20 protein-coding genes and 1 riboswitch are annotated in these 19,173 nt (G+C 71.3%); of the genes, 11 read left to right on the forward strand and 9 right to left on the reverse strand.

What is annotated here, in order from left to right:
- Window positions 1-46: 46 nt before the first annotated feature.
- The 3 genes from Vlu01_RS20735 to Vlu01_RS20745 all read right to left on the reverse strand — a co-directional run bounded on the left by Vlu01_RS20735 (window position 47) and on the right by Vlu01_RS20745 (window position 3,284).
- The gene (locus tag Vlu01_RS20735; protein WP_204002094.1) at window positions 47-1,063 is read right to left on the reverse strand and encodes a coiled-coil domain-containing protein; all 1,017 of its coding nucleotides are present in this window, start codon (window positions 1,061-1,063) and stop codon (window positions 47-49) included.
- 4 nt (window positions 1,064-1,067) lie between these two features.
- A riboswitch (cyclic di-AMP (ydaO/yuaA leader) is annotated at window positions 1,068-1,198 on the reverse strand.
- Window positions 1,199-1,364: 166 nt separating this feature from the next.
- The gene (locus Vlu01_RS20740) at window positions 1,365-2,711 is read right to left on the reverse strand and encodes a YibE/F family protein (RefSeq protein WP_204002096.1); all 1,347 of its coding nucleotides are present in this window, start codon (window positions 2,709-2,711) and stop codon (window positions 1,365-1,367) included.
- Window positions 2,712-2,987: 276 nt separating this feature from the next.
- A complete protein-coding gene (locus tag Vlu01_RS20745; protein WP_204002100.1) occupies window positions 2,988-3,284 on the reverse strand; it encodes a metal-sensitive transcriptional regulator in 297 nt (98 codons plus the stop codon).
- Window positions 3,285-3,388: 104 nt separating this feature from the next.
- Between Vlu01_RS20745 and Vlu01_RS20750 the strand changes: the two genes are divergently transcribed.
- The 4 genes from Vlu01_RS20750 to Vlu01_RS20765 all read left to right on the forward strand — a co-directional run bounded on the left by Vlu01_RS20750 (window position 3,389) and on the right by Vlu01_RS20765 (window position 7,113).
- A complete protein-coding gene (locus Vlu01_RS20750) occupies window positions 3,389-3,598 on the forward strand; it encodes a heavy-metal-associated domain-containing protein (protein ID WP_204002102.1) in 210 nt (69 codons plus the stop codon).
- A 32-nt stretch (window positions 3,599-3,630) separates the two neighbouring features.
- A complete protein-coding gene (locus Vlu01_RS20755; RefSeq protein ID WP_204002104.1) occupies window positions 3,631-4,602 on the forward strand; it encodes a DUF8832 domain-containing protein in 972 nt (323 codons plus the stop codon).
- A 12-nt stretch (window positions 4,603-4,614) separates the two neighbouring features.
- Window positions 4,615-6,867: a heavy metal translocating P-type ATPase gene (locus Vlu01_RS20760; protein WP_204002106.1), complete on the forward strand. Its 2,253-nt coding sequence runs from the start codon at window positions 4,615-4,617 to the stop codon at window positions 6,865-6,867.
- 72 nt (window positions 6,868-6,939) lie between these two features.
- Window positions 6,940-7,113: a CsbD family protein gene (locus Vlu01_RS20765; RefSeq protein WP_204002108.1), complete on the forward strand. Its 174-nt coding sequence runs from the start codon at window positions 6,940-6,942 to the stop codon at window positions 7,111-7,113.
- Window positions 7,114-7,160: 47 nt separating this feature from the next.
- On the opposite strand, the gene Vlu01_RS20770 is transcribed toward Vlu01_RS20765, so the two are convergent.
- Together Vlu01_RS20770 and Vlu01_RS20775 are read right to left on the reverse strand one after the other, a co-directional pair.
- On the reverse strand, window positions 7,161-8,120 hold the full coding sequence (locus Vlu01_RS20770) for an anti-sigma factor RsbA family regulatory protein (protein ID WP_204002109.1): 960 nt from the start codon (window positions 8,118-8,120) through the stop codon (window positions 7,161-7,163).
- Window positions 8,117-8,944, reverse strand: a complete 828-nt coding sequence (locus tag Vlu01_RS20775) for an MEDS and STAS domain-containing protein (protein ID WP_204002111.1) — start codon at window positions 8,942-8,944, stop codon at window positions 8,117-8,119. Before Vlu01_RS20775 ends, Vlu01_RS20770 begins: the two co-directional genes overlap by 4 nt.
- Before the next feature lie 134 nt (window positions 8,945-9,078).
- Here Vlu01_RS20775 and Vlu01_RS20780 point away from each other — a divergent pair, with 134 nt between their 5' ends.
- Window positions 9,079-9,654, forward strand: a complete 576-nt coding sequence (locus Vlu01_RS20780; protein WP_204002113.1) for a sigma-70 family RNA polymerase sigma factor — start codon at window positions 9,079-9,081, stop codon at window positions 9,652-9,654.
- A gap of 17 nt (window positions 9,655-9,671) precedes the next feature.
- Here the strand turns inward: Vlu01_RS20780 and Vlu01_RS20785 are convergent, their stop codons facing one another.
- A complete protein-coding gene (locus tag Vlu01_RS20785; RefSeq protein WP_204002116.1) occupies window positions 9,672-10,535 on the reverse strand; it encodes a zf-HC2 domain-containing protein in 864 nt (287 codons plus the stop codon).
- Between the two features lie 69 nt (window positions 10,536-10,604).
- Window positions 10,605-12,404, reverse strand: a complete 1,800-nt coding sequence (locus tag Vlu01_RS20790; RefSeq protein WP_204002120.1) for a glycoside hydrolase family 15 protein — start codon at window positions 12,402-12,404, stop codon at window positions 10,605-10,607.
- 102 nt (window positions 12,405-12,506) lie between these two features.
- Here Vlu01_RS20790 and Vlu01_RS20795 point away from each other — a divergent pair, with 102 nt between their 5' ends.
- On the forward strand, window positions 12,507-13,721 hold the full coding sequence (locus Vlu01_RS20795) for a D-arabinono-1,4-lactone oxidase (protein ID WP_204002123.1): 1,215 nt from the start codon (window positions 12,507-12,509) through the stop codon (window positions 13,719-13,721).
- Window positions 13,721-14,086 (forward strand): sensory rhodopsin transducer, encoded by a 366-nt coding sequence (locus tag Vlu01_RS20800; RefSeq protein ID WP_204002126.1) that lies wholly within the window; start codon window positions 13,721-13,723, stop codon window positions 14,084-14,086. The genes Vlu01_RS20795 and Vlu01_RS20800 overlap by 1 nt, the downstream gene beginning before the upstream one ends.
- 107 nt (window positions 14,087-14,193) lie before the next feature.
- Here Vlu01_RS20800 and Vlu01_RS20805 read toward each other — a convergent pair whose 3' ends face one another.
- Together Vlu01_RS20805 and crcB are read right to left on the reverse strand one after the other, a co-directional pair.
- Window positions 14,194-14,568 carry a fluoride efflux transporter FluC gene (locus Vlu01_RS20805; protein ID WP_204002128.1) on the reverse strand — a complete coding sequence of 125 codons (375 nt, stop codon included), beginning with the start codon at window positions 14,566-14,568 and terminating at the stop codon, window positions 14,194-14,196.
- Window positions 14,565-15,053 (reverse strand): fluoride efflux transporter CrcB, encoded by a 489-nt coding sequence (gene crcB, locus Vlu01_RS20810; RefSeq protein ID WP_204002130.1) that lies wholly within the window; start codon window positions 15,051-15,053, stop codon window positions 14,565-14,567. The genes Vlu01_RS20805 and crcB overlap by 4 nt, the downstream gene beginning before the upstream one ends.
- A gap of 77 nt (window positions 15,054-15,130) precedes the next feature.
- On the opposite strand from crcB, the gene Vlu01_RS20815 reads away from it, so the two are divergent.
- From Vlu01_RS20815 to Vlu01_RS20830, 4 genes are all read left to right on the forward strand, one after another.
- On the forward strand, window positions 15,131-15,466 hold the full coding sequence (locus Vlu01_RS20815; RefSeq protein WP_204002132.1) for a YnfA family protein: 336 nt from the start codon (window positions 15,131-15,133) through the stop codon (window positions 15,464-15,466).
- Between the two features lie 231 nt (window positions 15,467-15,697).
- On the forward strand, window positions 15,698-17,665 hold the full coding sequence (locus Vlu01_RS20820) for an ABC transporter ATP-binding protein (protein ID WP_239096014.1): 1,968 nt from the start codon (window positions 15,698-15,700) through the stop codon (window positions 17,663-17,665).
- Between the two features lie 93 nt (window positions 17,666-17,758).
- Window positions 17,759-18,859, forward strand: coding sequence for an L-dopachrome tautomerase-related protein (locus Vlu01_RS20825; protein ID WP_204002134.1), 1,101 nt, complete (start codon window positions 17,759-17,761; stop codon window positions 18,857-18,859).
- A gap of 107 nt (window positions 18,860-18,966) precedes the next feature.
- Window positions 18,967-19,164: a hypothetical protein gene (locus Vlu01_RS20830; protein ID WP_204002136.1), complete on the forward strand. Its 198-nt coding sequence runs from the start codon at window positions 18,967-18,969 to the stop codon at window positions 19,162-19,164.
- The last annotated feature ends 9 nt before the right edge of the window (window positions 19,165-19,173 follow it).

Below are 19,173 nucleotides of genomic sequence, written 5' to 3' on the forward strand. Positions count from 1 at the left end.
GTTCCGCCAGCCGGCGGAACGGCCCTCAGCACGTCGGGTCGGGCGATCAGAGCAGCGACACGTGGACGTGGTCGGTGTGGTTGGACGGGCCGCTGTAGGAACTCCAGCGCTCCGTCGCCGCGAACCAGATCTGTCGGTTCCAGATCACGTAGTAGATGCCCAGCCGGTCGGCGTTGCGGACCAGGAAGGCCGCCAGGTTGTTGCCGTAGATCCGGGTGTCGTTGTTGTGCCACGGCCTGAAGCCGCTGTTCTGCAACGACCAGTCACAGGCTCGGCCCTTGGGATGCTCGAACTTGTCACCGGGGCGGAAGCAGCCGACGAACCGGTTGAATCCGGCCCGCTTGACCTCCTTGTACATGTGCAACGTGCGAGGAGTGATGCAGCCCGACGTGGTGGGGTCGTTCTGGCTGCACGACTCGGGTTTCCAGCTGCCGTCCGAGGCTCGGTTCGGGGCGACCCGGGCCACCGGCGAGGTGGCGTCCACCAGCCCGCCGGTCAGGCCGACACCGCCGACCAGCCGGAGCGACTTCTCCGCCTCGCTCTTCTTGCGCGCCATGTCGTTGGTCAACTTCTTCTGCTCGCGCACCTCGGCGTCGAGCGCGAGCTTGGCCCGTTCGGCACGGGCCTTGACCGCGTTGACCTCACCCAGCTTCTTGTCGTTGAAGAAGTTCAACTCGTCAAGTGCCGAGGCCCGGTCGATGAACGAGTCCGGTGCGGTGCTCTGCAACAGCATGGCGATCGCGCCGACCCGGCCCGTCCGGTACGACTGGGTGGCGATCTGGGTGACCTGTGGGGAGAGCGCGTCCAGGTCGGCCTGCGCGGAGCGGACCTCGACCGCCAGTTTGAGCTGGTTCTTCTTGGACTTCGCCAGCTTCGCCTTGGCCTTGGAGTAGTCCCGGGTGGTCGCCTCGATCAGATCGTTGAGCATCGGCGGGTCGTCGTCGTGCTCCGCCGGTTTGGGGTCGTTCGGTGCGGCCGTCGCCGGCATCGGACCGGCGAACACGGCGAACGCGGCGAACACGGCCACCACGGGTGTCAACCAGCGGCGTAGGGGTGCCGTCACTGTTTTCCCTTCCATCGACCGCCGACCGGGTTAGCTGACGGGTTCGGGACGGAAGTGGCCCCTACCGCTTTCGCGGATTCACCCCACGCACCTGGGTCCCCGGCTCGCCTGACGGCGATTGGGCGGTGGTACCGCAGGCGCCGCTGCGCGCCTTCGGCGGTGACCGGCAGTGAGGCTACCCGACAGTCCAACTGTGCTTCTACGTCCCGAACCCGACGAGATGCGTCATTTCGTAATCGCGTTGAGTGACCAGCAACACGGTTTCGAACCGCATCAGTCGGGACGGTCACGTTGAGGAGTGTCACCATGTGGTGTCCGTGCTCCTGTCCGGGTCGGGCCACCCCGAGGAGGTGGCGGGGGACGTGTTTCGGGTGGGCGGGGTACTGAGGGCGCGCAGCGACTCGGCCCGGTCCCTCGCGGGCCGGGGAACCACGGGGGTGGGCTCGCTGGTGGAGGTGCCGGCGTCGTCGCGCCCAGCGGTGCTGACCACGACCGCCAGCGCGGTGGTCAGCGGCACCGCGGCGATCAGGCCGAGCGTGGCCACCACGCTTCGGACGATCTCCGTGGTGAGGAACTCGCTGGTCACGATCTGGCCCAGGGCGCGGGAATCCGCGGTCAGCAGGAGCAGTAGCGGCAGCGAGGCGCCGGCGTACGCCAGCACGATGGTGTTGACCACCGAGGCGATGTGTGCCCGCCCGACCCGGGTGGCCGAGCGGTACAGCTCCCGGCGGGTGAAGTTCGGGTTGGCGTGACGCAGCTCGGTGACCGCGGCGGCCTGGGTGACCGTGACGTCGTCGAGCACGCCCAGCGAGCCGATGATGATGCCGGCCAGCAGGAGGCCGTGCAGGTCGACGTCGGCGCGGAACATGGACAGGGTGGTGGCGTCCTCGCTGCCGAACCCGGTCAGGTGGGTGGCTCCGGTCGCGGCCAGCCCGAGCAGCCCGGTGAGCACCAGGCTGGCGAGGGTGCCGAGGACGGCCACCGAGGTCTGGGCGGATATGCCGTGGGTCAGGTACAACACCACGAACATGATCAACGAGGCGCCGACGATGGCGACCACGAGCGGTGGTCGGCCGGCGCTGATCCCGGGCAGCACGAAGGTCAGCAGGATGGCGAAGCTGGCGGCCAGGCCACCCAGAGCCGCCAGCCCCCGCAGCCGCCCGAAGGCGATGATGGCGGCGGCGAAGAGCACGGCCAGCCACACCAGCGGCTTGCCGCGCTGGTGTTCGGCGATGTTGTAGTTGCTGACCGAGGGATCCTCCGGGTCGATCAGCGAGACCAGGATGATGTCGTCGTCGACCTCGACCCGAGGTGCTCCCGGCCCGGCCGGGATGGGCGTCTGCACCTCCTGGCCGGCGTCCGGGCCGGTCTGCACCCGAACGGTGACCGTGCCGCAGGGGCCCGCCGCGGCGGTCGGGGTGCCCTCGGGCACCGCCGGGTTGGGCGGGCAGGGCTCGCTGACCACCCGGGTGACCGTGCCGTGGTAACGGGGGGCGTCGTCGGCGGCCTCGGGGCGCGGGGCGTCCCGGGGCCAGAGCACGAGGGCGGCGATCAGGGTGGCGAGAAACAGGGGGACCACGGTCACGACGAGGATCCGCCGCACCCCGGGTGGGGTGGGCGGCGCGGAACGGGTGTGGTCGGCGCCCATTCAGTGTCTCCCAACGATTTCAGGGCTGAGTACGTGTCGATGGGCGGGACGGTTCAGTACCGCTCGACGACCGCTTCGAAGGGCAGCCTGAATGGCCTGAGCGTGGCGGAGTGGCTGCGTACCGTGAGTTGCCGACCGGCTCGCGACGGCCGTTCGGGCGTTCGCCCGACAGCGACCTCGGGCCGCGAGGTACGGATTTCGGCTGGCCATCGTGTGCGAATGGTAACCAGCCCGACATCCCGACTCGGGCCGCGAGGGGTGCGTCGGCGGGTCGGGTCAGCCGCGCTTCATGAGGCGGCCGACGGCGGCCATCATCTCGGTCGCCATCTCGTCGGCGCGGCCCTCGGCGGCGCCTTCGTGCATGCAGTGCCGGGCGTGCCCGTCGAGCAGGCCGAGGGCGACCTTGTCCAGGGCGGCCTGGATGGCGGAGATCTGAGTCAGCACGTCGATGCAGTAGCGGTCCTCGTCGACCATCTTCTCGACGCCACGCACCTGGCCCTCCACCCGACGCAGCCGGGCGAGGAGCTGGTCCTTGCTGGCGGTGTAGCCGCGGATCGGCGTGGGTGTGCTCATGCCGGCAAGGATAACCTACCCCTGGGGGGTATGGTACGGTCGATGCGGTGGATACCCCCTGCGGGTATCCAGGCTCGCCGCGAGAAGTGTTTGGGAGGGGTTCCATGGTCAGCACGACGTACCAGGTGCAGGGCATGACCTGCGGCCACTGCGTCAGCGCGGTCAGCACCGAGATCGGTGCGATCGAGGGCGTCAAGGACGTCCAGGTGGACCTGGCCGCCGGTCGGGTCACCGTCACCAGCGACCAGCCCCTGTCCGACGACGCGGTGCGTGCCGCCGTCGACGAGGCCGGCTACGAGCTGGCCGGCGACTGAGCCGGCCGACGGGCAGAACCGAGGGGTCAACCATGAACACGGCGACGAAGCTGAGCGGCTTCGCACTCGGCCTTGCGGCCGTGTTCGGTGCCGCGTACGGGGTGGGACAGCTGACCGGCCCGGCGAGCGTGATCACCGCCGGCCACGACAGCGAGGGCGCCGACCATGGCGGTGACGCCGGTGACGCCGGTGACGCCGGTGACGAGGGGGCGACCGGGCACCTGCCCGGCGGACTGCTCGTCTCCGACCGTGGCTACACCCTGGTGCCGGTCAACGCGCCGACGGGTGAGTTCGCGTTCCGGATCACCGGCCCCGACGGCCTGCCCGTGACCGGCTACGACGTCACCCACGACCAACGGATGCACCTCATCGTCGCCCGCCGCGACCTTTCCGGCTTCCGACACGTCCATCCGGAGCTGGCCGAGGACGGCACCTGGCGGATCGACTCACCGCTGGACTCCCCCGGGGTGTGGCGAGCCTTCGCCGACTTCACCCCGACGGGCGGGGAACCCTTGACGCTCGGTGTCGACGTGACCGTCCCCGGCACGCTCACCGAGCGACCACTGCCCGCCCCGGCGAGCAGTGCCACCGTCGACGATTACACCGTCACCCTCGCCGGTGACCCGCAGGCCGGGCGTACCGCGACGCTGACGCTGACGGTCAACCGCGACGGAGCGCCGGTCACCGATCTGGAGCCGTACCTCGGTGCGTACGGTCACCTGGTGGCGCTACGTCGTGGTGACCTGGCCTACCTGCACGTGCACCCCGAGGGCACCCCGGGAGACGGGCGGACCACCCCCGGCCCGCAGGTGAGCTTCGCGACCGAGTTCCCCTCGGCCGGGGCGTACCGGCTCTACCTCGACTTTCGCCACCGGGGCGTGGTGCGTACCGCCGAGTTCACGGTGCACGTCGGCGACCCGGGCGACACCACCGGATCGGCCGACGGGAACGGCACCCCCCGGCCCGAGGACGGGCACGGCAGCCCCGGGCACGGGCACGACTGACGGGACCAGACCATGAGTACGAGCCGACCACTGACCTCCGCACCGCATCTGATCGAGCTGGCCATCGGCGGGATGACCTGTGCGGCCTGCGCAGCCCGCATCGAGAAGAGGCTCAACCGGATGGATGGCGTGCAGGCCACCGTCAACTACGCCACCGAGAAGGCAACCGTCTCGTACGCCGACCCGGTCACTGCGGACGACCTCGTCGCCACGGTGCAGAAGACCGGTTACCAGGCCACCCTCCCGCCACCGCCCACCCCGGCCGCACCGGCAGCCGCCGCCGAGCCGGCGGACACGCTGGCCGCGCTGCGTACCCGGCTGTGGGTGTCGGTGGCGCTGAGCGTGCCGGTGATCGCGCTGGCCATGGTGCCGGCCTGGCAGTTCACCTATTGGCAGTGGCTGTCGCTGACCCTGGCCGCCCCGGTGGTGGCCTACGGTGGGCTGCCCTTCCACCGGGCCGCGCTGGTCAACCTGCGCCACGGTGCCGCGACCATGGACACGCTGGTGTCCCTGGGCACGCTCGCCGCCCTGGGGTGGTCGGTGTGGGCGCTGTTCCTCGGCACCGCCGGCACCCCGGGCATGACCCATCCGTTCAGCTTCGACATCGGTCGCACCGACGGCGCCGGCAACATCTATCTGGAGGCGGCCGCCGGGGTGACCACCTTCATCCTCGCCGGTCGGTACTTCGAGGCGCGGGCGAAGCGTACCGCCGGCGCCGCCCTGCGGGCCCTGTTGGAACTGGGCGCGAAGGACGTGTCCGTCCTGCGTGCCGGGGTGGAGACCCGAATTCCGGTCGACCAACTCGCGGTGGGTGACCGCTTCGTGGTGCGACCCGGCGAGAAGATCGCCACCGACGGGACGGTGGAGGAGGGCTCCTCGGCGGTCGACGCCAGCCTGGTCACCGGCGAGTCGGTCCCCGTCGAGGTGACCACGGGCGACTCCGTGATCGGCGGTTGCGTCAACGCCGGCGGCCGGCTGGTGGTCACCGCGACCCGGGTGGGTGCCGACACCCAACTCGCCCAGATGGCTCGGCTGGTCGAGCAGGCGCAGAGCGGCAAGGCGGCCGCGCAGCGGCTCGCCGACCGCATCTCCGGCGTCTTCGTGCCGATCGTGATCGCCCTGGCCGTCGGCACGCTGGGTTGGTGGTTGGGAACCGGCGCTGGCCCGGCCGCCGCGTTCACCGCCGCCGTGGCGGTGCTGATCATCGCCTGCCCGTGCGCCCTCGGTCTGGCCACACCGACCGCGCTGCTGGTGGGCACCGGTCGTGGCGCGCAGCTCGGCGTCCTGATCAGAGGACCCGAGGCACTGGAATCCACCAGGCGGGTGGACACCGTGCTGCTCGACAAGACCGGCACCGTGACCACCGGACGGATGACCCTGCTCGCGGTGACTCCCGCCGAGGGTGAGCAACGTGACGAGGTGCTGCGGCTGGCCGCCGCCCTGGAGAGCGGCTCGGAGCATCCGGTCGCCCGGGCAGTGGTGGCCGGTGCCGCTGAGATCGGTGTGCTGCCGCCGGTCACCGATTTCGCCAACGTGGCCGGGTTGGGCGTCACCGGCACCGTGGACGGCCGGGAGGTGCTGCTCGGCCGGGCCCGGCTGCTGCGCGAGCGGGATCTGGTCGTACCGGAGGAGGTCGCGCGGGCGGCGACCGACGCGGAGGCGGCGGGGCGCACGGCCGTGCTGGTCGGCTGGGACGGTCGGGCCCGGGGCGTGCTCGCCGTCGCCGACCAGGTGAAACCGACGAGCCCGGAAGCGGTACGGCGGCTGCGTGCGCTCGGCCTGAAACCGGTGCTGCTCACCGGCGACAACGCCACGGTCGCCCGGGCGGTGGCCGCCGAGGTGGGTGTCGACGAGGTGATCGCGGAGGTGCTGCCGACGGAGAAGGTCGAGGTGGTGGCCCGGTTGCAGGGGGAGGGCCGGGTGGTGGCGATGGTGGGTGACGGGGTCAACGACGCCGCCGCGCTGGCCCGGGCAGATCTCGGCCTGGCGATGGGCACCGGCACCGATGTGGCGATCGAGGCGTCCGACCTGACCCTCGTCCGGGACGACCTGCTGGCCGCGGTCGACGCGATCCGGCTGGCCCGCAGCACCCTCGGCACCATCAAGGGCAACCTGTTCTGGGCCTTCGCCTACAACGTGGCAGCCCTGCCGTTGGCGGCTGCCGGGCTGCTCAACCCGATGATCGCTGGCGCGGCGATGGCGTTCTCCTCGGTGTTCGTGGTGGCCAACAGCCTCCGGCTGCGTCGGTTTCGGCCGGTTGCCTGAACTTTTCCGGTTGGCCCCGGCCCAGCTGGGTACCTGACTGTTCGTAGCGACAGAGACCCCCGGGAGGCCGAGATGGGTATCGAGGACAAGCTCAACAACACCGCCGAGAACACCGGCGGCAAGATCAAGGAAGGCGTGGGGCGCGCCACCGACGACGAGCGCCTGGAGGCCGAGGGCCGGGGCGACCAGGCCAGCGCCAACCTCAAGCAGGCCGGCGAGAAGATCAAGGACGTGTTCCGCAAGTAATCCGGTACGCGACGCGACCGCCGGGTCGGCTCATGCCGGCCCGGCGGTCAGGCACCCAGCGGTCGACCGGCGGTGAGCCGCAGGGTAAAGCCTTCGGCGTCGCGGTGACTGGTCACGTGGTTGCACGACTGATGCGTGATCCACAGGCCCAGCCCGCCCGGCGTCCCGTTGGCCGACGGCAGCAGCCCGGCGTACGGATCCACCGGGCCGGTGCCGGTGTCACTGACGGTGGCCACGATGCGGTCCGCATCCGCCCAGACCCGGAAGCGGACCGGGGAACGGCCGTGCCGCAGCCCGTTGGTGACGGTCTCGCTGACCGCGACGACGAAGTCGTCGAACTCGTCAGCCCGTAGCCGGCCCTGGCCAACCTGGTGCACGGCCGCGCGGGCCTGCGCCGCCGTCGGGTCGAGCAGATCGACCAGCGGTGGGGCCACCTGAATCGGATCAGGGGGCATCGGGCGCACCTGGCTCAGGAAGGTCTCCGGGGCGACGTAGTCGGCACTCGGCACATGCCGCCCGTCGGGTGCGGCGAAGCAGGGATGGGTGGCGGCGACGTCGGCCAACACCTCCGGCGCGGTGCTCCGGGTGTCGTACGCGCACATGCTCCACAGCGGCCAGTCGTCGTACGCGCGGTTGATCGCCGACTCGTACCGGGCCCACCAGTCCCAGGTGGGGCCGAGCCCGACCGGCGGCACCTCGCCGATGATCCGGATCTGGGTGGCGCCGTCGGCGACCAGATCGGCGAGGAGCTGGCGGTACATCCGGATGGCGGCGGTGGGCCGGCCGTAGACGTCACCGCCCGACAGGAACTCGACCTTCGCGTCGGCGGGCAACGCGGCGCGGACCAGATTGCCGGTGCGTTCGCCGAGCGCCACGAAGGTGGGCTCGTTCGCCTCGACGCCGCCGATCAGGAACGGCACCACGACGGCGAGCAGTTCCTCCTCGGAGCGGTAGCAGAGGGCCTCGTGGAAGTAGCCGGTGCGCCCGGCGGCCGGACCAGTCCTCACCGGGCCGCCTCCACGCGCAGGGCGGGTAGGTCCAGCAGGGCGGCGAGCCGGGCCACTCCGGAGCGGGCAGCCCGCAGCACGACGGTCGCGTGCCGGTCCCGGGCGTACTCGTTGAGGTGGATGAGGGCCCGATGGTCGAGGAAGCGGAGTTCGTCGGCCTCCAATACCAGTTCGTCGTCGACGGGGTGCAGCTCCGCGCGGTCCAGCGCGGTGCGGAACAGGGCGTGATTCGACGGGTCGAGCTCCCCGGCCAGGGCCACCTGACCCTGGCGCATCGGTACGGCGTACAACCGGAACTGCTGGTGGCCGAGGTTGTGCTCCGGATGCAGGCAGGCCAGCTCGGCGATCGCCGGCTCACCCAGCTGCGTGCGGTCGTACGCGCACATGGCCCGGAACGCCTCGGTGCGCATCATCTCGTTCACCTGCTGCTCGTAACGGGCGAACGCGTCGCGTTGGGTGGGCGTGCGGACCAACTCGGTGGCGTCGGCCGCCACCCGCAGGCCGGTGTAACCGTCGGTCACCGCATCCCGGGTGGCGCTGCGGTAGGCCGCCACCTGGCTGGCCGGATCGATCACCGCCGTGCTGGTGTACGCCCCGGCCAGGCAGTGGACCTGGGCGGCACCCGTCCGTAGCGCGTCGGCGAAGTCCCGGACCCCGAGCAGTTGGTCCCGAACCGGCTCGGCGGCACCGGGGACGACGAACCAGACCCGCTCGCCGGCCGCCAACCCGGCGCGCAGGAACTCCACGGCGTGGGTCATGAATTCCGTCGAGCCGTCGTACGCCCAGCACAGGTGCCAGTACGGCGACGACTGCTCAGTCAGCACGGCACTCCGCTCTCACCTCAGGTGCCCCATCCGGTGGAGTGTACGGCGTCATTCGACGCAGGTCCGAGACGCAGCTCCTTCGGATAGTCGACCCCTCGGGAACCAACCGGCGGGTATGACCGACCAATACGGCGATGACAGCCGTGACCGACGACATCAGCGGGTACGCGCTCGCCGCGGGCCGGGGCGACCATGCCGCCGCGGCAGCGTTCGTGCGGGGCACCCAGCACGACGTCCGTCGGTTCCTGGCCCACCTGCCAGGGGTGCGGGAGGTCGACGACCTGGTCCAGGAGACGTACCTGCGCGCCTGGCGGGCGCTGCCGACGTTCGCCGGCCGTTCCACGGCGCGGACCTGGCTGCTCGCCATTGCCCGTCGGGTGGCCGTGGACCAGGTACGCGCCGCCACCTGCCGGCCACGAACCGCGAACCTGGGCGACTGGCAGGCCACCGCGGAGAGCACGCCGGCCGGAGTCCGTGCCGGGGTGGAAGAGCAGGTGGTACTCCTCGGACTGCTCGACGGTCTCGCACCCGAGCGGCGCGAGGCGTTCGTGATCACCCAGTTGCTCGACCTGTCGTACGCCGAGGCCGCGCAGGTGTGTGACGTGCCGGTCGGCACCATCCGGTCCCGGGTGGCCCGGGCCCGTGACGACCTGATCGCGGCGATCCGGGCAGCCGAACATCCGGCCGAACGGCCCGACGCTGCCGGCTGAGATGTTCCGGGGCGTCGTCAGGCCACCCATCGCTGGCCACGGTTCCGGTCGCCGCGGTGCTGGGCGGCACCACGGCGAACCCGCCCCGGGTCGCGGCGGGCGTGCGTGGCGTGGTGGTGCGCCTGGCCCGAGTACGGCGGCAGCAGCCGCAGCGGGGCGGGCTCGTCGACCTCGTCGAGGTGCAACCGCCAGCGGGACCGCTCCGGCTGGTGGCGGTCGCCTGGGTCGCCCGGCTGTCGGGAGCTTCGCGCCAGCAGCACGGTGATCAGGTAGCCGACCACCAGGAAGCCGTGGCTCACCAGCCGGGCCACCTCGACCTGCGAGGCGACGAGGTCGTTCACCGACAGCAACACCAGGGTGACCACGAAGGCACCGAGCATCGGCACCAGCCCCGACGGCGAGGTCCGACGCAACGCGACGAAGAGGAAACCGGCACCCACCGCGACGTTCCACGCCGCGGACTCGTGCCACAGGTGCTGGCCGGTCGCGTGGATGTGGCCGGCGACCTCGCCCCGGCCGATCTGCGCCAGCCCGAGCACCAGCTGCACGGCACCGAGCAGACCCAGCGCGGCGCGCAGCCCGTTGACCATGGTGGGCAGCCCGGCGGTCGTCGGCCACCAGCGACCCGGGACCGCCATGGCGACGCGCGTGCGCCAGTGCCGGCGCGGCGGCGGGGCCGCAGCGAGGATCGACGCGGTCAGGTCCGGCAGCGAGGTCACCACCTGGGTACGCGCCCGACGGGTCACCGTCGCCGCGGAGTCGAGCCAGGCGCGGCAGCCGGCGCACGTCTCCAGGTGCACACCGACCCGGCGTTGCTCGTCCTCGGTGACCTCACCGTCCAACTGCGCCGACAGAATTTCCCGCCACTGCTCACACCGCATGTACCCATAGTCGCTCCCCGGGCCGGCATGGTTCCCCGTCGGGACCGACGGCAACGGCCGAACCCGAGGTCAGGGGCCACCCCGGCTGGCCCAGGCGTGCAGCGCGTCCCGGTTGCTCGCGCCGTCGAGGTTCAGCGCCGCCTCGATGAGGGCGAGATGGGTGAACGCCTGTGGGTAGTTGCCCAGGGCGGTGCCATCGGCGTCGAGCTGCTCGGCGTACAGGCCGAGCGGGCCGGCGTACTTGAGGAGCTGCGCGAAGACCTCGTGGGCCTCGTCCCGCCGGCCGGCCAGCACCAGCGCCGACACCAGCTCGAAGGAGCAGAGCAGGAACGCGCCCTCCGTACCGGGCAGGCCGTCGTCGGCTTTGTAGCGCCGGAGCAGGGCAGGGCCGATCTCCAACTCCGCGCGTATCCGGTCGATGGTGGCCAGCATCCGGGGATCGTCGCCGGGCAGGAACCCGACCAGTGGGATACGCAGCACGGAGGCGTCCAGCTCGGTCGAGCCGTACTCCATCACGAAACTGCCCACCTGTGCGTCGAAGCCGCGTTCCAGCACCTCGGCGTGCACCGTGTCGCGGGCCGTTCGCCAACGCTCGACACTCGCCGACGAGTCACCGAGCAACTCCGCCAGGCGGATGCCCCGGTCCAGGCAGACCCAGGTCATCACCTTCGTGTTCACGTAGTGCCGGCGCGGTCCGCGTACCTCCCAGGTGCCGTGGTCGGGCTCGTGCCACCGATCGGCCATCACGTCGACGTGCTTGCGCAGCAGCGACCACTGCTCCCTGGTCAGCTCGCCGGTGAGCTGGTGATACGCCAGCGCGGCGTCGAGGACGTGCCCGTACGTGTCGAACTGCACCTGCTCGGCGGCCTCGTTGCCGATCCGTACCGGCTGCGAACCGGCGTACCCCTCCAGATGTGGCAGCTCCCGTTCCTGTGTCGTGGTGCCGTGGATGCCCACCAGCGGGCTGAGCAGCTCTTTCGAGCAGAGGGAGATCAGGAAGTGCAGGTAGCGCCGGCCCTCCTCGGCGTGACCGAGCCGGAAGAGCGCGAGCAGCAGCAGGGCCGCGTCCCGGTGCCAGACGTAGCGGTAGTCCCAGTTGCGTACGCCGCCGATCTCCTCGGGCAGGCTGGTGGTGGGAGCGGCGATCAGCGCACCCGTCTCGTCGAAGGCGAGCCCGCGCAGCACCGCCGCGCTGTGCCGGACGGTGTCGGCACCAAAGCCGGAGTAGGTGCTGCGCGCCGACCACTTCTCCCAGGTCCGGCAGGTGCGTCGCAACAGCTCGTCCGGGTCGGCGGGCGCGGCCGGGGTGTCGCCGTAGCCGAGCAGCAGCGCGGTGGTCTGGCCGGCGGACAGCTCCGCGGCGAACCGCAGGGTCCCGTCGGCCACCTCGCTGGGCAGGTCGCAGTGGACGTGCAGCGGAGTGTGCACAGCCCGCCACCGCCCGTCGTCTCCTTCCCAGGTCACCGCCTGGGCGCCGTACCCGATCCGGGGCCGTACCCGGATGTCCAGCCGGACGGTGCCCTGCTCGACCGTGACCCGCCGCACCAGCAGCTTGTCCGTGGGCAACGGCTCGGCGAGGTCGCTGGGCGTGACCGCGAGGAAGTCATGGACGATCGCCGTCCCGTCGGGCGCCTCGTACCGGCTCTCCAGCACCAGGGTGCCGGGTAGGTACCGCCTGCTCGGCTGGGGGCAACCGGCCACGGTGAGGTCGAGGGCACCGCCGGTGCGGCGGTCCAGCAGCCGAGCCAGCAGGGCGTCACCGGCGAAGTGCGGCACGCAGAGCCACTCGACCGCTCCGTCCGCGGCGACCAGCGCGGCGGTGTGAGTGTCGGACAGGAACGCGTACGAGTCGATCGGGGGACAGGTCATCGCAGCTCCGGAGCGCCTGGTCGAGGAGGTTCCGCTACGCCGATGACTACCCCTCCAGCCCGGGGGTAAGCGCGCGGTTGGTCTGTCGGGAGGAGGTTGCGGGTGTCGCGTCCCTTCGTGAACTGGTCCGGCAGTCTCGCGTTCACCCCCTCCGGTCGCGCGGAGCCGGCGGACGAAGACGAGGTGCGGGAACTGGTGTTGCGGGCCCGCGAGTCGGGGACCACCCTGCGGCCGGTCGGCTCGGGTCACTCGTCGAGCCCGCTGGTACGCACCGACGGCACCCTGGTCAGCCTGGACCGGATGGTCGGCGTGATCGACATGGCCGGCGACCGGGCCACGGTCCGGGGCGGCAGTCGGCTCAAAGAGTTGGGCGAGGGCCTCTACGACGCCGGGCTGGCGATGGAGAACCTCGGCGACGTGGACTACCAGTCCATCGCGGGCGCCACCGCCACCGGCACCCACGGCACCGGCCTGCGCTTCGGCAACCTGTCCACCCAGGTGTCGGAGGCGCGCCTGGTCACGGGCACCGGCGAGGTGCTGGACGTCTCCCCGACCAGCAACAGCGACCTGCTGCCGGCGGTCCGCCTCTCCCTCGGTGTGCTGGGTGTGGTCACCCAGCTCACCCTCGCGTTGCTACCCCGCTACGACCTGCGCCGACGGGCCTGGTGCGCGCCGGTCCAGTGGACCCTCGACCATCTGGCCGAGTTGCAGCACCGCAACCGCAACATGGACTTCTACTGGTACCCGCGCAGCGACCTGACCCAGATCCGCACCATCAACCGCGCGGACGAGGTGCCCGAGGTGCCGATCGAGGCGAGCCGGATGTCCGCGTCCGACGGGTGGTACGAGCCCAGGGACCTGGAGGTCGGGCCGACCCACCGCACCATCCCGCAGCACCGGGAACTGCGTTTCGAGGAGATCGAGTACATGCTCCCGTCGGAGGCGTTCCCGGCCTGCTTCGCGGAGGTGCGCCGTCGGATCCGGGACCGGCACCGGCGCACCGTGGGCTGGCGGGTGCTGGTACGCACCATCGCCGCCGACGACATCTGGCTCAGCAACGCGTACGGTCGCGCCACCACCACCATCGCCTGCCTGCAGAACGCCTCGTTGCCGTACGAGGAGTACTTCCGGGACATGGAAACCGTCTTCCGGCAGTACGGCGGACGGCCACACTGGGGCAAGAAGCACTGGCTGACGGCTGAAGACCTGCGCCCGCTCTTTCCCCGCTGGGACGACTTTCAGGCGGCCCGCCGTCGCCTCGACCCGGACGGGGTATTCCTCACCCCCGACCTCGCTCGACTACTGGAGGAGGCGTGATGACACAGGTGTGGGCGGTGCCGGGCGGGCACGTCCCGTTCGCCGGCACCGGTGTCGAGCCGGAGTTCACCAGTTTCGACAAGCTGTGTGTGCTGAACACCACCGACTCCGAGGCGGAGGTGACGCTCCACTTCTACTACGAGGACGCCGAGCCGGTCGGGCCGTACCGTTTCGGCGTCGGTGCCCGACGGATCCGACACGTACGGGTCAACGACCTGATCGATCCGGAGGCGGTCCGCCTCGACCGCCCGTACGGCTGCGTGCTCAGCTCGTCGGTGCCGGTGGTGGTGCAGTTCCTCCGGCAGGACAGCCGGTCGTCGGCCAGGCTGGCCCTCACCGGGACCATGGCCCACCCGGTCGGATAGCCACCCCGACAGCTTGCGATGGCTCACATCGGGCATCCCGGGCCATGCCGAACTCGGTGGGACGCCGCCGAGGACGTGTTTCGGCCGTGGGGCGGTGGCGGTTGCGGTCAGGCCCACAGCGCCTCGGCGAGGGTGACCCCGAGGAACGCGGCACCCACCGCGGCGGTGACGCTGATGCCGGCGTTGAACAGCGCGGCGCGGCGCGCCCCGTCCTCGAAGAGCCGGATCGTCTCGTAGCCGAAGGTCGAGTAGGTGGTCAGCGCACCGCACAGGCCGACGCCGAGAAAGGCGACCAGGGAGCCGGAGACCGCGCCCACGGCGGCACCACCGATCAGGACGCCGAGGACGAGCGAGCCCAGCACGTTGACCGTGCAGGTGCCCCACGGAAAAACCGTGTCGTGGCGGGCCTGCACCGCCCGGTCGACCAGGTAGCGCAGCGGCGCGCCGAGGGCGGCGCCGAGCGCCACCAGAAGCACCGTCATCCGGCGCTCCGGTTCCGCTGCACGCCGGCCGCCAGCCGGGTCAGGGCCGTGCCCAGCCAGACGGCGGTGAGGGCGGCGACGAGGGTACCGGCGAGATACAGCAGGCCGGTCCGCGCGGCACCGGCCGTCACCGCCTGCTGCACCTCGACGGCGTACGTGGAGAAGGTCGTGTACCCGCCGAGCACGCCGACGCCGAGGAAGGGCCGGACCAGTCGCGGCGCGTCCCGCACCTCGGTGATCAGCACCATCAGTACCCCGATGAGCAGGCAACCCGACACGTTGACCGCGAAGGTGGCCCAGGGGAAACCGCGGGGCGGGTGCGGGAAGGCGATGGCCAACCCGTGTCGCACCAGCGCGCCGGTCATGCCTCCGACGGCGATCACGGTGAGCAGGCTGGCGGCACCGTCGGGCAGGGCGGCCCGTCGGCTCGGCTGGTCCAGCTCGACATCCGGGTCGACGGGTGGTCGCTGTGGCCCCAAGGTCACCCCCTACCAGCACGAGGGTAACGTCGCTCGGCCGGCGTCAACCCGGGCGCGGCCCCCGGCGACGGTAGGGTGCGGCAGTGACCGTGCTGCGTTCCGTTCTGCTGTTCGCCCTGGCGGCGATCGCTGAGATCGGCGGAGCCTGGTTGGTGTGGCAGGGCTGGCGGGAGCACCGAGGGCTGTGGTTCGTCGCCGCCGGCATGCTCGCCCTCGGCGCGTACGGCTTCGTGGCCACCTTCCAGCCCGACCCGAACTTCGGCCGCATCCTGGCCGCGTACGGCGGGGTTTTCGTGGCCGGTTCGCTCGCCTGGGGGATGATCTTCGACGGTTTCCGCCCGGACCGGTGGGATCTCACCGGCGCGGCGATCTGCCTGCTCGGCGTCGCCGTCATCATGTACGCCCCACGCGGCGCCTGACCCGCATCACCACGGTGCCGCGATGCGCGTCCTCTTCGCCAGCCGCTGACCGGGCTCGGGGCCGTGCCGGGCGGTTCGGCACGCCGACAGGGCTGGACCGCCGCCGCATCGACGGTGACTATAAGTAGCTGGTCGAACGCCGTCGGCTGCGACTGGCGGTAGTCCGCGTCGCGGTTCCGTCGTGCGACCGCGGGCCGCGTCCGCGTGTCGCCGACACCGAGGAGGTTCCACATGGCCGCCACGTCGACCCGGCGTCGTGACCGAGCGGCGCAGGCCGGGCCGGCGGCAGGGGAGTCGGTGCTGCCCGAGCTGCGGGCGATGTGGTGGGAGACGGGAATGCGGGCGCGGACCCAGGCCGGTCTGCTCGCCGTCTTCGCCGAACTGCCCAGGCTGATCTGGGCGGCCCTGCGGTTCAGTTGGCGCGCTGACCGGCTGCGTACCTCGGTGGTCGCCGTGACCACGGTCGGTGCCGGCGTGATGTCGGCGTTCGGGCTGCTCGCGACGCAGCGGGTGCTGGTGGAACTGTTCGCCGGTGGGCCGACCGGGGAGAAGGTGGTGGCCGCGCTGCCCGCGCTCGCGATGCTCGCCGCCGCGACAGCGGCGCGGTCCGGGATGGCCATCGCCACCGGCTACGCCCTGAACGGGCTGACCCCCAGGGTCAGCCGGGAGGTGGAACGAGGGCTGTTCGAGGTCACCACGGCCGTGCGCCTGGAAGCCTTCGACGCGGACGCGTTCGCCGACGACATGGAACGAGCCACCCGCGGCACCCAGTCCGCGGTCGACCTGGTGCCGGCCTCGATGAACCTGCTCACCGGGCTGGTGGGGGTGATCGCGGTGACCGTGGCCGTCGTGGTGATCCATCCGGTGTTGCTGCCGGCGCTGCTGGTCGCGACCGTGCCGAACGCGTGGGCGTCGCTGCGCGCGGGGCACCTGCGGTACCGGACCTACATCGCCGGCTCGGTCCGGCGGCGTCGGATGTGGCTGCTGCACCGGCTGATGGCCGAACGGGCTTCGGCACCGGAACTGCGCTCGTACGGACTGCGCCGGTTCCTGCTGGACCAGTACGACCGGGTGATGGGTGTGGAGACCGACATCGAGCTGGCCCTGGCGCGTCGGGTCACCACCACGGTCACCGTGGGCTCGATGATCGGTGGCGTCGCCACCGCCGTGGTCTACGTGCTGCTCGGACTGCTGCTCATCGACGGGCAGATCCCGCTCGCGGCGGCGGCCACCTGTGTGATCGCGGTGCAGGCGGCGCAGCGTTCGTTGGCCGTGGTGACCTTCCAGATGGACCGCGTCTACACCGAGGGCCAGCACTTCCGCGACTACACGGGGTTCATGACCCGCGCCGCCACCTATCTGCCCGAGCAGGTGGTGGCGGCGGCACCGGACCGGCTACGGGTGCTGACCGTGGACGCGGTGAGCCTGCGTTACCCGGATCGAGACAGCCCGGCGGTCGATCGCGTCACGTTGACCGTCGAGGCGGGGCAGACGGTGGCTTTCGTCGGGGAGAACGGTTCCGGCAAGAGCAGCCTGGCCGCCCTGATCGCCGCACTGCGTACGCCCAGCGAGGGGGTGATCCGCTGGAACGGTCATCCCCTGGCCGAGCTGGACCGCGACACGTTGCGTGGCCGCATCGCCGTGGTCACCCAGGAGTACCACAAGTGGCCGTTCACCGCCGCCACGAACATCGCCATCGGGGACATCGACGCCGAGGCCCGGCAGGATCGGATCGAGGCCGCGGCAACCCGCGCGGTCGCCGACGAGATGATCCGCGAACTTCCGCACGGGTACGAGACGCTGCTCGACCGCACCTTCGCCAAGGGGCAGGATCTCTCCGGCGGGCAGTGGCAGCGGATCACCGCGGCCCGTGGCTTCCTCCGCGACGCCGAACTGCTGGTGATGGACGAGCCGTCCTCCGCGCTCGATCCGCGTGCGGAAGACGCGTTGTTCCAGGCCATCCGCGACCGGCGGGGCCGGGCCACCACCATTCTGATCACGCACCGGCTGGCCAACGTCCGGCACGTCGACCGGATCTTCGTGCTGCATCACGGGCGTCTGGTCGAGGAGGGCACCCACGACGAGCTCGTCGCCGCCGGTGGCCGCTACGCCGACCTGTTCACCCTCCAGGCCGCCGGCTACGCGGGCACCGGCAGTCCGCCCGTTCCCCGGCAGCATCCGCACCCGGCCGCTGGCTGACCCGGACCCGCCGCGCGTCCTGGGTGGAGAAGCAGCGTCACGTTTGCGTCATCCGGCGACGGGAAGGGTGTGGCGTGACGGCAGGAGCAACGCATGAGTGAGCCCGTGTCCGACGAGCCCGTCGGCCAGCTGGAACTGGTCCACGCCTTCAGCGGGCCCATGCCCACGGGAGTCAGCGTCTCGCACACCGGCCGGATCTTCGTCAGCTTTCCCCGGTGGGGCGACGACGTGCCCGCCACCGTGGTCGAGCTGCGCGACGGCGTCGAGGTGCCGTATCCGGACGAGCGGTGGAACCAGGCGCGCGGCACCGACGACCAGGACGCACTCGTCTCGGTCCAGAGCATCGTGGTCGATCCCGCCGACCGGCTCTGGGTCCTCGACACCGGCAGCCCGATGTTCCGACCGACCCGACCGGGCGGCCCCAAACTGGTCCGGATCGACCTGGACAGCGACACCGTGGCCCAGGTGATCACCTTCCCGCCGGACGTGGCGCTGCCCACGACGTACCTCAACGACGTGCGCTTCGACCTGCGGCGTGGCGACGCGGGGCTCGCGTACATCACCGACTCGGCGATCACCGGACCGAACGGGATCATCGTGGTCGACCTGGCCACCGGTGCGTCCTGGCGTCGGCTGCACGATCATCCGTCGACCAAGGCGGAACCCCTGTCCCGCTTCCGGCCCGTCGTGGAGGGACGACCCTTCCTGCAACAGCCGGACGACGGGCCGCCGAATCCGGTGACCATCGGCGCGGACGGAATCGCCATCTCCGCCGACGGTTCCCGGCTCTACTACTGCGCGTTGGCCTCACGCCAGTGGTACAGCGTCGCCACCGACGCCCTCGCCGACGTCTCGGCCAGCGCGGATGAGGTGGCCGCAACGGTGATCCACGAGGGCGACAAGGGCACCGGCTCCGATGGGCTGGAGAGCGATGCCGCCGGGCGGATCTATTTCACCGCGTACGAACACAACGCGGTGTTGCGGCGGCGTCCGGACGGCGAGTACGAGACCGTCGTCCACGACCCTCGGCTGCTCTGGCCGGACACTCTGTCGGTGGCGGTGGACGGGCATCTCTACGTGACCGCGAACCAGGTGCACCGACAGCCCAACTTCCAGCAGGGCAGGGACCTGCGCCGCAAGCCGTACGCGCTGTTCCGCACCCGGATCGACGCCGGACCGGTGCTGCTGCGCTGAGACCGCCGGCAGCAACTCGGTGGTGCACGGCCGCGAGACCATGGGCGTCTATCGTTGCTTCGAGCTGACGAACCCCGATGATCCGCAGCTGATGGGGCGGCGACGAGATGACGAGCGTGGCGGGACGCCCCAGCCGGCTCAGGGTGGCCCTCACCTGGCTGGCCGGTAACGCCCTCATCGGGTACTTCTGGATCTTTCCGCTGGGCGCGGTGGACGGGGGCGCGGTGGCCACGGTCGTCGTGCAGCTGCTGCCGTTCGCATGCTTCCTGCTCTTCACGGACCGTACCGTTCCCCCGTTCCTCTGACAGCGGGGG

The organism is Micromonospora lutea (genome assembly GCF_016863535.1).
GTDB lineage: Bacteria > Actinomycetota > Actinomycetes > Mycobacteriales > Micromonosporaceae > Micromonospora > Micromonospora lutea.

Excerpts from the sequence above, each read along its gene's own strand:
- Vlu01_RS20740 (WP_204002096.1), bottom strand. The coding sequence starts at position 2,711 with ATGGGCGCCGACCACACCCGTTCCGCGCCGCCCACCCCACCCGGGGTG.
- Vlu01_RS20745 (WP_204002100.1), bottom strand. The coding sequence starts at position 3,284 with ATGAGCACACCCACGCCGATCCGCGGCTACACCGCCAGCAAGGACCAG.
- Vlu01_RS20750 (WP_204002102.1), top strand. The coding sequence starts at position 3,389 with ATGGTCAGCACGACGTACCAGGTGCAGGGCATGACCTGCGGCCACTGC.
- Vlu01_RS20755 (WP_204002104.1), top strand. The coding sequence starts at position 3,631 with ATGAACACGGCGACGAAGCTGAGCGGCTTCGCACTCGGCCTTGCGGCC.
- Vlu01_RS20760 (WP_204002106.1), top strand. The coding sequence starts at position 4,615 with ATGAGTACGAGCCGACCACTGACCTCCGCACCGCATCTGATCGAGCTG.
- Vlu01_RS20765 (WP_204002108.1), top strand. The coding sequence starts at position 6,940 with ATGGGTATCGAGGACAAGCTCAACAACACCGCCGAGAACACCGGCGGC.
- Vlu01_RS20780 (WP_204002113.1), top strand. The coding sequence starts at position 9,079 with ATGACAGCCGTGACCGACGACATCAGCGGGTACGCGCTCGCCGCGGGC.
- Vlu01_RS20785 (WP_204002116.1), bottom strand. The coding sequence starts at position 10,535 with ATGCGGTGTGAGCAGTGGCGGGAAATTCTGTCGGCGCAGTTGGACGGT.
- Vlu01_RS20790 (WP_204002120.1), bottom strand. The coding sequence starts at position 12,404 with ATGACCTGTCCCCCGATCGACTCGTACGCGTTCCTGTCCGACACTCAC.
- Vlu01_RS20800 (WP_204002126.1), top strand. The coding sequence starts at position 13,721 with ATGACACAGGTGTGGGCGGTGCCGGGCGGGCACGTCCCGTTCGCCGGC.
- Vlu01_RS20805 (WP_204002128.1), bottom strand. The coding sequence starts at position 14,568 with ATGACGGTGCTTCTGGTGGCGCTCGGCGCCGCCCTCGGCGCGCCGCTG.
- Vlu01_RS20820 (WP_239096014.1), top strand. The coding sequence starts at position 15,698 with ATGGCCGCCACGTCGACCCGGCGTCGTGACCGAGCGGCGCAGGCCGGG.
- Vlu01_RS20825 (WP_204002134.1), top strand. The coding sequence starts at position 17,759 with ATGAGTGAGCCCGTGTCCGACGAGCCCGTCGGCCAGCTGGAACTGGTC.
- Vlu01_RS20830 (WP_204002136.1), top strand. The coding sequence starts at position 18,967 with ATGACGAGCGTGGCGGGACGCCCCAGCCGGCTCAGGGTGGCCCTCACC.